We start from the raw sequence: 13,314 nt of genomic DNA on the forward strand, positions 1-13,314 counted from the left end.
ATGTGTGTGCGTAGGGTGACGGCCGTGGACCCAGCTGACTTCTATACCGGCATCGTCGCAGAGATCTATGGACCGTTGAAGTCCTTCTCTCAGGACCCGGAGCCCTACGCGGCATTCGTCGAACACGTCGGCGGGCCGGCGTTGGAGTTGGGGTGCGGGGACGGTGATCCCTTGCTGGAGCTGCGGCGGCGTGGTCTGGAGGTCGAGGGCGTCGACTCCTCAGGGGACATGCTGGAGCGGCTCCGCGAGCGGGCGGACGAGCAGGGCGTGTCCGTGACCGTGTTTCACCAGCGGATGGAGACCCTGGAGTTGACTCGCCGCTACCCGGCGATCTTCCTGGCCGGGCCCACGTTCACCTTGCTGCCCGACGACGCGACCGCACTGGCCGCTCTGCGTCGAATCCGCGCCCATCTCACCGACGACGGCACCGCGTTGGTGCCCCTGTTCGTTCCCGAACCGACCCCCGCCGAACAGATCGGCCACGTGCGCACGGCCACCTCGCCCGACGGCGCCGAACTCCGGGTGTCCGTCGTCGCGGAGGAACGCGACGAGCGGGCCCGGACGCAGACGGCACTGCTGCGCTACGAACGCCACGACGCCTCCGGGAGCAGTGTGGAGGAGCGCCCGTGGGTCTTGCACTGGTATCCCCGAGATGTGTTTGAGCACCTGGCCGCGGCTGCCGGCCTGACCGTGACCGCGATCACCGACCAGCAGGGCCTGCCCGCATCCGCGGAAGCCACCCACGTGCACTTCCGACTTCAGCCCGCGGTCAGCGTCTGACGTGGGCGGAGTCGCCGGCCATGAGTGCCTCGACCTCGGCCAGGGAGGCCATGGACACGTCGCCGGGGGTGGTCATGGTGAGCGCGCCGTGTGCGGTGCCGTAGGCGAGCGCACGCTCCAGGTCGGCGCCGGACAGCAGGCCGTGGATCAGCCCGGCGGCGAACGCGTCGCCTGAGCCGATCCGGTCCAGGACGTGCAGTCCCGGCATACGCGGTCCCGCGACGAAGCCGCTCTCCCGCGACCACGCGGCCGAGGACCAGTCGTTCACGCCGGCCGACGGCAGGTTCCGCAGGGTCGTCGCCAGCACCCTCGCCTCCGGTACCCGGCCCGCCACCTCGGACAACGCCTCCGCCACCCCGTCGGCCTCGATCCGCACCGCGCCGGGGTGCTTCCCTGCCAGGCCCAGAGCCCCCACCACGACGTCGGCATACGGGGCGAGCCGCAGGTCGACCTCGCGCGCCCCGCCGGGGCCGCCCCGGCCGGCCCAGAGACTGGGGCGGTAGTTGGGGTCGTAGGAGACGGTGACGCCGTGGCGGCGGGCAGCGGCCATCGCCTCCTCCGCCACCTCCGCCGTGGTGTCCGAGAGACCGGCGAAGACACCGCCGGTGTGGAACCAGCGCACGCCCGGGGCGAAGACCGCGTCCCAGTCGACGACGCCAGCCCGCAGCTGGGAGATCGCGGTGTGGGCGCGGTCGCTGACACCCACCGCCCCACGGATGCCGAAACCCCGCTCGACGAAGTTCAGCCCATTGCGGGCGGTGCGGCCGATCCCGTCGTCAGGCACCCAGCGGATCAGTGAGGTGTCGACCCCACCCTGGAGGACGAGATCCTCGGTGAGGCGTCCCACCGCATTGTCCACCAGCACCGTCACCACGGCTGTGCGCAGGCCGAAGCAACGGCGCAGACCGCGTACGACGTTGTACTCGCCGCCGCCCTCCCACACCTGGAACGTCCGGGCGGTGCGGATCCGGCCCTCGCCGGGGTCGAAGCGGAGCATCACCTCGCCCAGGGCCACCACGTCCGGCGCGAGCCCGCTCACGCCGGACTCCCGATCACGGCCTCGGCCGTCAACCGCCGGATCTCCGCGTAGTCGCCACGCTCCAGGTGGTCGGCGGTGGCCATCCAGGTACCGCCGACCGCGACGACCGCCGGGTGGGAGAGATAGCCGGACAGCTGGGCCGGGCGGATGCCGCCGGTCGGCACGAACCGCGCCTGCGGGAAGGGCGCCGCCAGAGCCCGGAGCATCGACGTGCCTCCGAGCGGCTCGGCGGGAAAGAGCTTCACGGTGTCGAGGCCGGCCCTCAGCGCGCGCATCAGCTCGGAGGCGGTGGCCACGCCCGGCACGGCTGGTACCTCCAACTCGCGGCATTTCTCCAGTACTTCGTGGTCCAAACCGGGTGACACGACGAAGCGGGCCCCGGCCTCGACGGCTCGCTCCGCCTGCTCGGCACTGAGGACGGTGCCGGCTCCGACGGTCAGTTCACCGTGGGCCGTCATCGCTTTCACGACCTGCACGGCGTCCGGGGTGCGGAAGGCGACCTCGGCGCACCGCGCCCCGCCCGCCGCCAGGGATGCGGCGAGCGGAGCGGCCATCGCGGCGGATGGCACGGTCAGCACCGGCAGGATGCGGGCGCCGGCGAGCACGGAGGACAGATCGGCGGTCACCGGCCCAGCCATCCGCCGTCGACGGGCAGCACGGTGCCGTGGACGTAGGCGGCGGCGTCCGAGGCGAGGAAGACGGTGGCCCCCGCCAGGTCGTCGGCCGTGCCCCAGCGTCCGGCCGGGATGCGGTCGAGGATGGCCCGGCTGCGGGTGGGATCGTCCCGCAACGCCTGGGTGTTGTCGGTGGCGATGTAGCCGGGGGCGATGGCGTTGACGTTGACGCCGTGTGGGGCCCACTCGTTGGCCAGGGCCTTGGTCAGACCGGCGATACCGTGCTTGGCGGCGGTGTAGCCGGGCACGGTGATGCCGCCCTGGAAGCTGAGCAGGGACGCCGTGAAGATGATGCTTCCCCGGTTCCGGGCCACCATGGCCGCGCCCACGGCCCTCGTCAGCGCGAACTGCGCGGTGAGGTTGACCTGAAGGACCAAGTCCCAGTCCTCGTCGCTGTGTTGGTCTGCCGGAGCTCTGCGGATGGTGCCGGCGTTGTTGACCAGGATGTCCACCGGGCGTTCACGTCCGGCGAGGTCGGCGCCGAGGGCGCGGACGGCGTCGGGGTCGGCGAAGTCGGTGCGGATGGCCTCGAAGGTCCGTCCGGCGGCGGTGACCTCCTTCTCCACCGCGCTGCCGGACTCCTCCAGCGAGGCGCTCACCCCGATGACGTCCGCGCCGGCTTCCGCGAGGGCGCGGGCCATGGCCCGGCCGATACCGCGCCGGGCTCCGGTGACCACGGCGAGCCTTCCGGTGAGGTCGAAGGTGTTCATACGGTGGCCCCCTGGGTGCCGCCGGTGTTCTCGGCGCAGTCCACGAGGATCTTCATCACATCGCCGCCGCCCTCCAGGGCCTCGAACGCGGCGGGCGCCTGGGTGAGCGGTACGACCTTGCTGATCAGCCGCTCGGCCGGGATCGTACCGTCGGTGACCAGGGTGACCGCCTTCTCGAAGTCTGCGCGGTCGTACAACCGGGCGCCGACGAGGGTGAGTTCGCGCCAGAAGAAGCGGTGCAGATCGATCTCGCGGGGGCGGGGGTGGATGGCGACGAGACACAACCGGCCGCGCACGCCGAGGACTTCGACCGCCGTCTGCACGCCGCCCGCCGCGCCGGACACCTCGAAAGCGACGTCCGCGCCCGCGTCCCCGGTCCACTTCCGGACCAGCGTCGGTATCTCGTCCTCGGACGGGTTCCAGACCGTCAGCTCCAATTCCTCGGCGAGCCGCCGCCGGTGGGCGCTCGGCTCCACGACCCGGACCTCGGCGCCCGTCGCCCGGGCGACCAGCGCGATCAGGACGCCGACGGGACCGCCGCCGACGACGACGGCCTTCTCGCCCGCGCCGACCTTCGCCCGGCCCACGTCGTGCACGGCGACGGCCGTCGGTTCGACGAGTGCGGCCCGGTCCAGTGGCAGGGAGTCGGGCAAACGGACGAGGGTGGAGGCCGGCACGGTCCAGCGCTGTTGCATCGCGCCGGGGGAGTCGATGCCGATGAAGTCCAGGTGCTGGCACACGTGCCGGTGGCCGGCGCGGCAGGCGGGGCAGGTGTCGTCCCAGCGCAGCGGCATCACGGTCACCGCGTCACCGGGCCGCCAGCCCTCCACGCCCGGCCCGACCCGGACGACTCGTCCGGACATCTCGTGCCCGAGGACGGCGGGCGTACGCACCCGGCCGTCCATGTCTCCGTGGAAGATGTGCAGGTCGGTGCCGCAGATGCCGACGTAGGCGGGGGCCAGCTCGACCTCGCCGGGGCCCGGTGGCGCGTCGAGCGCGGGGGCGGTGTCCAGGGTGCGGGCGGCGGTGTAGCGGACGGCGAGTGTCATCGTGTTCCCAGGGTCCCTTCAGCGCGGACGCCGATGGTCAGCAGCAGGTTGGCGTAGGTGCGGATGTCGGCGGTGACGATCGCCAGGGCCAGGTCGGGGGAGCGGGCGGCGTCGTAGAACTCGAAGCGGCCGAGGGGCCGGACCGGGGCCGGTGCGAGCAGAGAGCGGTACTCGGTGACGGCCGGCGGTTCCGGTTCGTCCTCCGGTGGCACCATCACCTGGGCCGACTCGACGGGCACGGCGCGCAGCAGGACCTGGAGCACGGTGGTGACGTCGAGCAGACCGGGGGCCAGGTTGAGGTGGACGGTCCGGGCGTGCTCGCCGACGGCGGTGCTCGCGGGGTAGTGGCCGTCGGCGAGCAGCACGCGGGCGCCGTGGCCGGCTCCGGCCAGGGACCGCAGGATCTCGGGGTGCAGAAGATCGGTCAGGAGCACGCCGGTGTCCTTTCGGCAGGGGTGAGGCGGTAGAAGTCCAGGGCGGTCCCGGCGAGGATCGCTTCGGTCTCGTCCGCTGAGCAGCCGGTGAGGAGTTCTGCGACGGTGGCGGCCCACCGGTTCCAGCCGCCGGCGAGGACGCAGACCGGCCAGTCGGAGCCGAACATGAGCCGGTACGGGCCGAAGGCCGAGAGCAGCACGTCCCACACCGGGCGGATGTCGGCGAGGGTCCACTGCTCGTGGTCGGCCTCGGTGATCAGGCCCGACAGCTTGCAGCGCACCTGCGGGTGCCCGGCGAGTCGGCGTACGTCCCGCTCCCAGCCGGTCAGATCCCCGCCGGCGATCGGGGGTTTGCCCGCGTGGTCGAGAACCAGGGGCAGTTCGGGCAGGCGCTCCGCCAGGCCGACGGCCTGGGGGACCTGGTGGTCGCGGATCAGCACGTCGTAGCCCAGGCCGCGCTCACCGACCGTCCTCAGTGCCCGTTCCACGGCCGGCCGTCGCAGCCACCGCGGGTCCTGCTCGTCCTGGACGAGGTGCCGTACGGCGCGCAGGTACGAGCCGCCCGGGCCGGCGCACAGTTCGTCGAGGACGTCGCCGATGGCGGGGCCGGTCAGGTCGACCCAGCCGACGACCGCGCCGATCAGCGGGTCCTCGTCGGCGAGGGCGAGCAGGTCGCGTGTCTCGGACGAGGACGGCACGCACTGGACGACCACAGAGCTCTCCAGCCGTCGGCCGGCGATCGGCCGGGTCGCGGCCGAACGCAGGTCGTCGGTGTCGAAGGAGCGGCGGAGGGGCTCGTGGCCGGGCGCGTCCAGCCACGGCTGCGGCCGGTCGTCCGGGTTCCACACATGGTGGTGGGCGTCGACGAGTCCCGGGTGCGAGGTGTCAGACACGGGCCGCCCAGACGGGGCCGTCGGGGTAGGCGTAATCCTTGAGCGAGTCGGGGTGCATCTGGGCGCTCAGGCCCGGCAGGGTGGGCGCGAGATAGTTGCCGTCGGCCACGCGTACCGGGTCGACGAAGTGCTCGTGCAGGTGGTCGACGTACTCGATGACCCGGTCCTCGGTGGTGCCGGAGACGGCCACGTAGTCGAACATCGACAGGTGCTGCACCATCTCGCACAGGCCGACCCCGCCGGCGTGCGGGCAGACCGGGACGCCGAACTTCGCGGCGAGCAGCAGGATCGCGAGGTTCTCGTTGACGCCGCCGACGCGGGCGGAGTCGATCTGCACGATGTCGACGGCGCCCGCCTGGAGCAGTTGCTTGAAGACGACCCGGTTGGCGATGTGCTCCCCGGTGGCGACCTTGATGGGCCCGACGGCCCTGCGGACGGCGGCGTGGCCGAGGATGTCGTCGGGGGAGGTGGGCTCCTCGATCCAGTACGGGTCGTAGGGGGCCAGCGCCCGCATCCAGTCGATGGCGGGCTGGACGTCCCATCTCTGGTTGGCGTCGACGGCGATGCGGACGGAGTCGCCGACCGTCTCGCGGGCGGTGCGCATCCGCCGTACGTCGTCCTCCAGGGATGCCCCCACCTTCAGCTTGATCTGGGTGAAGCCGTCGGCGACCGCCTCCCGGGCGAGGCGGGCCAGCTTCTCGTCGGAGTAGCCGAGCCAGCCGGGCGTGGTCGTGTAGGCGGGGTAGCCGCGCTCCAGCAAGTGGTCGGTACGCTCCTGCCGGCCCGGCTGCGCGCGCTGGAGGATCTCCAGTGCCTGCTCGGGGGTGAGGGCGTCGCTGAGCCAGCGGAAGTCGACCTGCGCGACCAGTTCCTCGGGGGACATCTCGCCGAGGAAGCGCCACACGGGCTTGCCCGCCCGCTTGGCCGCGAGGTCCCAGGCGGCGTTGACGACCGCGCCGGTCGCCATGTGGATGGCGCCCTTCTCCGGCCCCAGCCAGCGCAGTTGGGGGTCGTGGACCAGCGAGCGGGAGAACCCGCCGAGGTCACCGCAGATGTCGTCGACGGACAGGCCCACCACATGGGGGCCGAGGGCCGCGATGGCGGCGGCCTGGACGTCGTTGCCCCGGCCGGTGGTGAAGGCCAGGGCGTGGCCCTCCAGCCCGTCGCCGGCGTCGGTGCGCAGGACGACATAGGCGGCCGAGTAGTCGGGCTCGGGGTTCATCGCGTCCGAGCCGTCGAGGTGCTCGGACGTGGGGAAGCGTACGTCGAGGACGTCCAGGGCGGTGATACGGGCGGAGGGGGACTCGGGGGAGGACATGGCAACTCCTGTGCGAGCGGGGACGGACGGCCCCTGCGACGAGATGGGTGACGGCGGGAGTCCGGCGGCCTTGCGGGCGGTGTGCATCCCGCGACGGCCGCCCGGAGTCACTCCTGGACCTTGCCGCCCGTGATGCGCGAGATCATCAGCGCGACGAGGATGATCAGGCCGTTGAGGGCGCCGATCCACTGGGCGGGGACGCCGGCCAGGGTGAGCACGTTCTGGATCATGAAGAGCAGCAGGATGCCGCTGAAGGCGCCGAACATGGTGCCCTTGCCGCCGTTGAGGCTGATGCCCCCGATGACGGCGGCTGCGAAGACGGTGAAGATGTAGCCGTTGCCCTGGGCCGAGGCCACCGAGGCGAGCCGGCCGGACAGCAGCAGCCCGGCGAGTGCGGCGAGCAGACTGCCGGTGACGATGACGATCCACAGCACCCGGTCGGTACGGATACCGGCTGCCTTCGCGGCGTCGACGTTGCCGCCGATGGCGTACAGCGACCGCCCGAAGCTGGTCCAGCCGAGGACCACGACGGCCACGGCGAACAGCACCAGACAGAGCCAGATGGAGGCGGGCATCCCGAACCATTCGGCCGTGCCCAGGTAGAGCATCGACTCGGGCAGCTGGAAGAACGTCTGTCCGCCCGAGATACCGGTCAGGACACCCCGCAGCACGATCAGCATGCCGAGGGTGACGATGAAGCCGTTGAGGCCGAAGCGGATGATCAGCAGGGCGTTGATCACGCCCACGAGCACGCCCACGGCGAGGGTGACCGGGATCGACCAGGCTCCGGGCAGGAGCCCGAGGCCGTGTCCGGCGCCCGTGGGGACCACCAGCCAGGCCGCGACACCGGGTGCCAGGCCCATCGTGGACTCCAGCGACAGGTCCATCTTCTTGACGATCAGGACCATCGTCTGCGCCAGGACCAGCAGCGCGATCTCCGACATGGTCTGCAGGACGTTGACGAGGTTGTCCGCCTGCAGGAAGACCGGATTGACGATCTGGCCCACGATCGCGATGACGACGATGGCGGGGACCAGGGCGAGGTCGCGCATCCGGGCCAGCGGGATCCGGCCGCCGAACAGGCCGGTCCGCCCGGTCCGCGGCTCGCCGGCCTCGGGGGCGGGCGCGTCCGCGAGGACGGTGTCAGGCATCGAGGTCCACTCCTTCCATCGCGGCGACGAGGTCGTGGTCGTGCCAGCCGCGGGCCATCTCTGAGGTGACACGGCCCTGGAACATCACCAGGATCCGGTCGCACATGCGCAGGTCGTCGAGTTCGTCGGAGGCGATGAGTACTCCGGTGCCGGTGCCCGCGGTCTCCTCGACCTTGCCGAGGAGGAACTCCTTGGAGCGCACGTCGACGCCCGCGGTCGGGTTGATCAGGACCAGCAGCCTGGGGTCGTCGGCCAGGGCGCGGGCCATGACGACCTTCTGCTGGTTGCCGCCGGACAGGGCGGAGACGGGCAGTTCGGGGCCGGGCGTCTTGATCGCGAGGTTCTCGATCAGGCCCTGGGCGAGCGCGTCCCGTCGGCCGCGGTTGAGGAAGCCGTTGGCACCGAGCCGGTGGGGGACGGACAGCGTGGCGTTGTCCGCGATCGACATGTCGGGGACCAAGCCCTGATGGTGCCGGTCCTGGGGGACGAACCCGGCGCCCGCGGCGAGCGCGGCGGGGACGCTGCCCGGCCGGGTGGGCGTGCCGGCGATCTCGACCCGGCCGCCGTCGGCGGCCCGCAGCCCCACGACGGTCTCGGCGACCTCGGTACGGCCGCTGCCGGCCGCCCCCGCGAGCCCGACGATCTCCCCGGCGCCCACCCGGAAGGTGACGCCGCAGTAGGCGTCGCCGTTCAGGCCGCTGACGCTCAGGGCCGCGGTCGCGTCGCCGTCCAGGGTGCCGGCTCGTTCCTGACGCCGGTCGGCCGCCGCCTCGCCGGTCATGGCGGCGACGAGGTCGGTACGGGGAAGCTCCGCGACCGGGGCGGTCACGATGTGCCGGGCGTCCCGGAACACCGTCACCATGTCGCAGATCTCGTACACCTCCTGGAGGTGGTGACTGATGAACAGGAAGGTGACGCCCTGGCGTTGCAGGTCGCGGATCCGGTCGAAGAGCCGGTTGATCGCCGCGCCGTCGAGCTGGGCCGTCGGCTCGTCGAGGATGACGAACCTGGCGCCGAACGACAGGGCGCGGGCGATCTCGACGAACTGCCGCTGCTCCACGCCGAGCTCGCCGGCCGGTGTCTGCGGATCGACGTCCACCGACCACGCCGACAGTAGTTCCTCGGCCCGGCCGCGCACGCCCTGCCAGCTGATCAGCCGGTGCCGTCCGTGGTCGTGCCGGTTCAGGAAGAGGTTCTCCGCGACGGTCAGCGTGGGGATGATCGTCGACTTCTGGTAGACGCAGGCCACGCGGCGCCGCCAGGCGTCCCGGTCGCTGAGCCGGGGAGCCGGCTCGCCGCCGAAGGTCACCGTCCCCTCGTCGGGGGCCTGGAGTCCGGTCAGGACGGAGACCAGGGTCGACTTGCCGGCGCCGTTGCGGCCGACGAGCGCGTGTGTCTCGCCGGGCCTGATGGTGATCCGGGCGCCGTTCAGGGCCACCGTCGGACCGAATCGTTTGACTATGCCCGTCGCCTCGACGACGGCCGGGCCCGTCGGGGCCCGTCCGTCGTCCGCCGGGACGGACGCGGGGGTGACTGCCGCTCGCTCCCCGTCGCTCATCTCAACCACCTTGTGTCCATGGGATGTCGGACCGCCTGGCGAACCGTCAGCCGAGGTTGTTGCCCCACAGGGAGGTGCTGTCGCTCTTCACACTGGCCACACCGCCGTAGGTGCCGCCGTCGGCGGTGACGAGCGGGGCGGAGAGCTGGTCCTCCAGCACTCCGTCGCGGACTTCGATGATGGTGCTGTCGTGGTCGGTCCTGCCGGGCGCGAACGTCTTCCCGTCGATCGCGGCCTTGAGGTAGTACAGGGCGTACTTGGCGTACTGGTCGGCCGGCTGCGAGACGGTGGCGTCGATCTTCCCCTCGGCTATGGACTTGAGCTCCTCGGGGATGCCGTCGTTGGAGACGACGAAGACGTGCTTCTTGTCCTTGGGGCCGACCAGCAGGTCCTTCTGCTTGAGCACCTGGAGGGTGCCGGACAGGGCGAAGCTGGACTGCATGTAGACGCCCTTGATGTCCGGGTGCTGGGTCAGACGCGTCTGGAGCTTCTGCGCGGCGACCGCGCCGTCCCAGTTGGTGGCCTCACCGAACACGGTGACATCCGGGTAGTTCTTCTTCATGCACTCGTTGAACGCCTCGGTGCGGTCACGACCGTTGATGGAGTCCAGGCCGCCCTGCAGCATGACGACCTTGCCCTTGCCGCCGAGCTTGGTACCGAGGTACTGGCACGCCTTCTCGCCGTACGCGCGGTTGTCGGCCCGCACGACCATGTACACCTTGCCGGTGTCGGGACGGGTGTCCACCGTGACGACCGGGATCTTCTTGGCCTCCAGCTGCGACAGGGTCGGCGCGACGGCGGCCGTGTCCTGCGGGGCCATCGCCACGCCCTTGACGCCCTGGCTGATGAACGTCTGCGCGTTCGCGGTCAGCTTGGCGACGTCGTTCTGCGAGTTGGTGGTCTTCAGGGAGAGGCCCAGCTCCTTGGCGGCCTCCGGCGTGTACTTGATGTACGAGTTCCAGAAGTCGGTGTCGGAACGCGGGTAGTCGACGCCGACCAGCGGCTTGCCGCTCGTCGTGGACGTGGTCTGCGCGTCCCCGCCACAGGCCGTGAGTAACGCCAGTGCGGACAGGGCGGCAACAGCTGAGCAGAAGGTGGTTCTGAGTCTCATCGGGTGTCCTCGCGCTGAGCGGATGGATGACGGGCGTGTTTGGCGCCGTGAGGCGGAGAGCAGCCTGGATCGAGAGATGGGATGTTTGTAAGTGACGGCGAGGGGGTGTGTCTAGTGGTCGGAAGGAGGTGATTGCGAAATGCCAGCCCAATGGGCGGTCTTCGCTTTCCTCGCGTGATCCCTGGCGGACGACCCATCCCATCAATGCTTGCCGGGGCTGATGTCCATGGAGGCCGTGGGTGCCGACGGCGCCGCGTCTGGAGAGCGAGGGGTGTCCGCGGCACATGTACCAGAACAGCCGAAGTCGGCCGGTGGGAACTTCGATCCCGACGAGCGGGAGAACCGCGCCAACGGCATGGTCGCCGACGGCTGGAGCGCGACCCGGCAACGTCGCCGCGTGCCGACAGCAGGAGTGGAACAGTCACGCCGACCAGCGGCGGCAACGTGACCTCGGGCTCGGTCACCGAGCAGTGGACAGGGAACAAGGCCCCCTACCTGCTGTGGACTTTCACCGCTCTGCGAGAAGGCGTTCCGTGGGGCTGTGGATCACCGGGCTCCGGGCTGCGGGGCTGCAGCGAGGCGGGAGGACGGGCGCCTGGCAGGGGGGCGTGGCTCAGTGCGGGGCGGGCGGGGTGGGGCGCTCCGGGGGTTCCAGGGTGGCGGGCTTCGAGGGCAGGGGCACCCCGCACGCCGTCCCACTGGAGTCGAAGACGATCCCGGCTCCCTCGGGCGCCTCGCCCACGGCCAGGAACACCTCCCAGCGGTTCTTCTCCAGGATCCAGCCGAAGGAGCCGCGCTCCTCGACCGGGAGGGTGTTTCTCACCCGCCAGCCCCGTTGCTTCAGCACAGTGAGCAACGGCGCGACGGCTTTACGCTCCAGCATGCCGTCGGTCCGCGAGATGCCCCACACGCGGCAGGGATGAGCCGACTCGCCCAGGTCGAGGAACCGAAGCGGCCCCGCCCCAGCGGCCGAGGAGGCAGCCATGCGGAAATCGCTACGCACGGTAGCGGCGGTCAACTCATCCTCGACCTTCTCCCCGCCCCTCTTCCCGGCCTCGCGAGCGCTCGCCGTGGCCGACCCGGCCGTGGTGCCGCTCCTGTCGTCACCAGCACCGCAGCCGGTCAGCACCGCCGCCAACGCCAACGCGGCCACTGCCACTCCCGCCCCATGCATACGCCTGGCCTCCGCCCTCACTCATGTGACGCGGAGAGTCGCACACGACCTCTTCCTGGGCCGCACCGGCGCCACACGCTGCAACGGGCCGACCTCATGCGGCCCGGACGCCCGCGAGGCGCACCGGCTGCTCACTTCCCGGAGTCGGACCAAGCCGCCACGAGTGCTCGTCGATCTGGGAAGCGGGGGCTTGAGACCTGCTCCTGAACAGGTTCACGGTTGAGCCAGCACACTTGCTCGGGGGCGCCGTCACCGGTGTCGAACAGGCAGCACACCCCTCCGCTGTCGGCGGTGAGGTCGGTGAACACCTTCCTGACGCCGGCCGACCTGGCGAACAAGCGACTCATCGCCGACGTCGCAGCCCAGCATTCCACCGAGGTGTAGTCGGGGTGCAGACGGGACTCGAAACGAATCGTCGCGTAGATGTACCCGATCTCGATACGCCCGTCAGTTGTGGGCCCGGAGCCGTGCGTCTCCGCGTACTCGCCGAGTGCCTGGTCGAGGTCGAACATGAGGGACGTGTCGAGTTCGAGATCGAAGCGAACCGCACCCTCTCAGGGTCGACCCCGGCGCGCTCTCCTCATTCCGCTATGTGCCCTGCCGGCCCTGAGCGGACTCTACGATCGGCACATGGCGATCGAGTACGAGTGGCGCGGCGAATTCGACAACACCGCCCTCGACGCACTGCATGCCGAGGGCTTCGGACACCCGATCGCTCGGACCGACTGGCGGGGACGACTTGAGCGCCACAGCCTCGGCTGGGTCTGCGCCTGGGAAGACGGCTCACTGATCGGCTTCGTGAACGTGGCCTGGGACGGCGGGGTTCACGCCTTCCTGCTGGACACGGTGGTCGCCCCGCACCGCGGGCGGAGCGGTGTGGGCGGTGCTCTGGTCGCCGCTGCCGCGCACGAGGCTCGTGTCGCGAAGTGCGAGTGGCTCCACGTCGACTTCGAGGAGCACCTTCGTGCGTTCTACGTCGACGCCTGCGGCTTCAAGGAGACGGCTGCCGGACTGATTGCCCTGTGACACGGTGGGCCGAACTCTGACCCGGGCCGCACCGGGTCAGTCCACCGCGCCGCGTGCATACCTCGGCTCCCGACCGGCGCACTTCCTTTCAACCGCGGCCCTCCCCACGGGTAGCGGCACAGCCCAGCGGACGCGCCGCTGAGCGGTGGAGCGGAGTTCCGCCGCCGCTCGGCCTCTGCCGTCGCACCCGCAACCGGCGCCACCACGGCAGCGGATCATCCGGCTGCACTGGTGCGTCCGGCAGCGCCGAGAAGACGTCTGCCTCTGCGTGCCAGCCGCGGAACACGCTTCGGAACATCTGGTGCGGCTCGTGCGGTAAAGGCCCCCTCGAAGAAGCCACGGTGCTACCCCTTTCTGCTCCGTTACCGTTAACGTGACCGTTAACGGGATTCTGGAG

At 70.9% G+C, this 13,314-nt stretch carries 14 protein-coding genes; 2 read left to right on the top strand and 12 right to left on the bottom strand.

Translation table 11 applies throughout. The features are described from left to right. Window positions 1-24: 24 nt before the first annotated feature. Window positions 25-780 carry a class I SAM-dependent methyltransferase gene (locus tag GWK25_RS24070; protein ID WP_215452873.1) on the top strand — a complete coding sequence of 252 codons (756 nt, stop codon included), beginning with the start codon at window positions 25-27 and terminating at the stop codon, window positions 778-780. Here the strand turns inward: GWK25_RS24070 and GWK25_RS24075 are convergent. The 12 genes from GWK25_RS24075 to GWK25_RS24130 all read right to left on the bottom strand — a co-directional run bounded on the left by GWK25_RS24075 (window position 770) and on the right by GWK25_RS24130 (window position 12,403). Further along, window positions 770-1,819, bottom strand: coding sequence for a sugar kinase (locus tag GWK25_RS24075; RefSeq protein ID WP_308404300.1), 1,050 nt, complete (start codon window positions 1,817-1,819; stop codon window positions 770-772). The genes GWK25_RS24070 and GWK25_RS24075 overlap by 11 nt on opposite strands. Continuing rightward, the gene (eda, locus tag GWK25_RS24080; protein ID WP_308404301.1) at window positions 1,816-2,445 is read right to left on the bottom strand and encodes a bifunctional 4-hydroxy-2-oxoglutarate aldolase/2-dehydro-3-deoxy-phosphogluconate aldolase; all 630 of its coding nucleotides are present in this window, start codon (window positions 2,443-2,445) and stop codon (window positions 1,816-1,818) included. Before eda ends, GWK25_RS24075 begins: the two co-directional genes overlap by 4 nt. Then, entirely contained in the window at window positions 2,442-3,203 is a 762-nt protein-coding gene (locus GWK25_RS24085; protein WP_215452878.1) for an SDR family oxidoreductase, read from the bottom strand. The genes eda and GWK25_RS24085 overlap by 4 nt, the downstream gene beginning before the upstream one ends. Further along, window positions 3,200-4,252 carry a zinc-binding dehydrogenase gene (locus GWK25_RS24090; protein WP_215452880.1) on the bottom strand — a complete coding sequence of 351 codons (1,053 nt, stop codon included), beginning with the start codon at window positions 4,250-4,252 and terminating at the stop codon, window positions 3,200-3,202. Before GWK25_RS24090 ends, GWK25_RS24085 begins: the two co-directional genes overlap by 4 nt. Next, window positions 4,249-4,686, bottom strand: a complete 438-nt coding sequence (locus GWK25_RS24095; protein WP_215452882.1) for an RbsD/FucU family protein — start codon at window positions 4,684-4,686, stop codon at window positions 4,249-4,251. Before GWK25_RS24095 ends, GWK25_RS24090 begins: the two co-directional genes overlap by 4 nt. Further along, entirely contained in the window at window positions 4,677-5,579 is a 903-nt protein-coding gene (locus GWK25_RS24100) for an amidohydrolase (protein ID WP_215452883.1), read from the bottom strand. Before GWK25_RS24100 ends, GWK25_RS24095 begins: the two co-directional genes overlap by 10 nt. Beyond that, entirely contained in the window at window positions 5,572-6,897 is a 1,326-nt protein-coding gene (locus tag GWK25_RS24105; RefSeq protein WP_215452884.1) for an L-fuconate dehydratase, read from the bottom strand. The genes GWK25_RS24100 and GWK25_RS24105 overlap by 8 nt, the downstream gene beginning before the upstream one ends. A 107-nt stretch (window positions 6,898-7,004) precedes the next feature. After that, window positions 7,005-8,048: an ABC transporter permease gene (locus GWK25_RS24110; protein WP_215452885.1), complete on the bottom strand. Its 1,044-nt coding sequence runs from the start codon at window positions 8,046-8,048 to the stop codon at window positions 7,005-7,007. Further along, window positions 8,041-9,606, bottom strand: coding sequence for a sugar ABC transporter ATP-binding protein (locus GWK25_RS24115; protein WP_215452886.1), 1,566 nt, complete (start codon window positions 9,604-9,606; stop codon window positions 8,041-8,043). Before GWK25_RS24115 ends, GWK25_RS24110 begins: the two co-directional genes overlap by 8 nt. A gap of 46 nt (window positions 9,607-9,652) precedes the next feature. After that, window positions 9,653-10,717, bottom strand: a complete 1,065-nt coding sequence (locus tag GWK25_RS24120) for a sugar ABC transporter substrate-binding protein (RefSeq protein ID WP_215452887.1) — start codon at window positions 10,715-10,717, stop codon at window positions 9,653-9,655. A 613-nt stretch (window positions 10,718-11,330) separates the two neighbouring features. After that, on the bottom strand, window positions 11,331-11,702 hold the full coding sequence (locus tag GWK25_RS24125; protein ID WP_215452889.1) for a hypothetical protein: 372 nt from the start codon (window positions 11,700-11,702) through the stop codon (window positions 11,331-11,333). A gap of 320 nt (window positions 11,703-12,022) precedes the next feature. Beyond that, window positions 12,023-12,403 carry a hypothetical protein gene (locus GWK25_RS24130; RefSeq protein ID WP_251829009.1) on the bottom strand — a complete coding sequence of 127 codons (381 nt, stop codon included), beginning with the start codon at window positions 12,401-12,403 and terminating at the stop codon, window positions 12,023-12,025. Between the two features lie 118 nt (window positions 12,404-12,521). On the opposite strand from GWK25_RS24130, the gene GWK25_RS24135 reads away from it, so the two are divergent. After that, the gene (locus tag GWK25_RS24135; protein ID WP_215452890.1) at window positions 12,522-12,917 is read left to right on the top strand and encodes a GNAT family N-acetyltransferase; all 396 of its coding nucleotides are present in this window, start codon (window positions 12,522-12,524) and stop codon (window positions 12,915-12,917) included. Window positions 12,918-13,314 lie beyond the last annotated feature (397 nt).

Source organism: Streptomyces sp. ATCC 21386 (genome assembly GCF_018728545.1).
Taxonomy (GTDB): domain Bacteria; phylum Actinomycetota; class Actinomycetes; order Streptomycetales; family Streptomycetaceae; genus Streptomyces.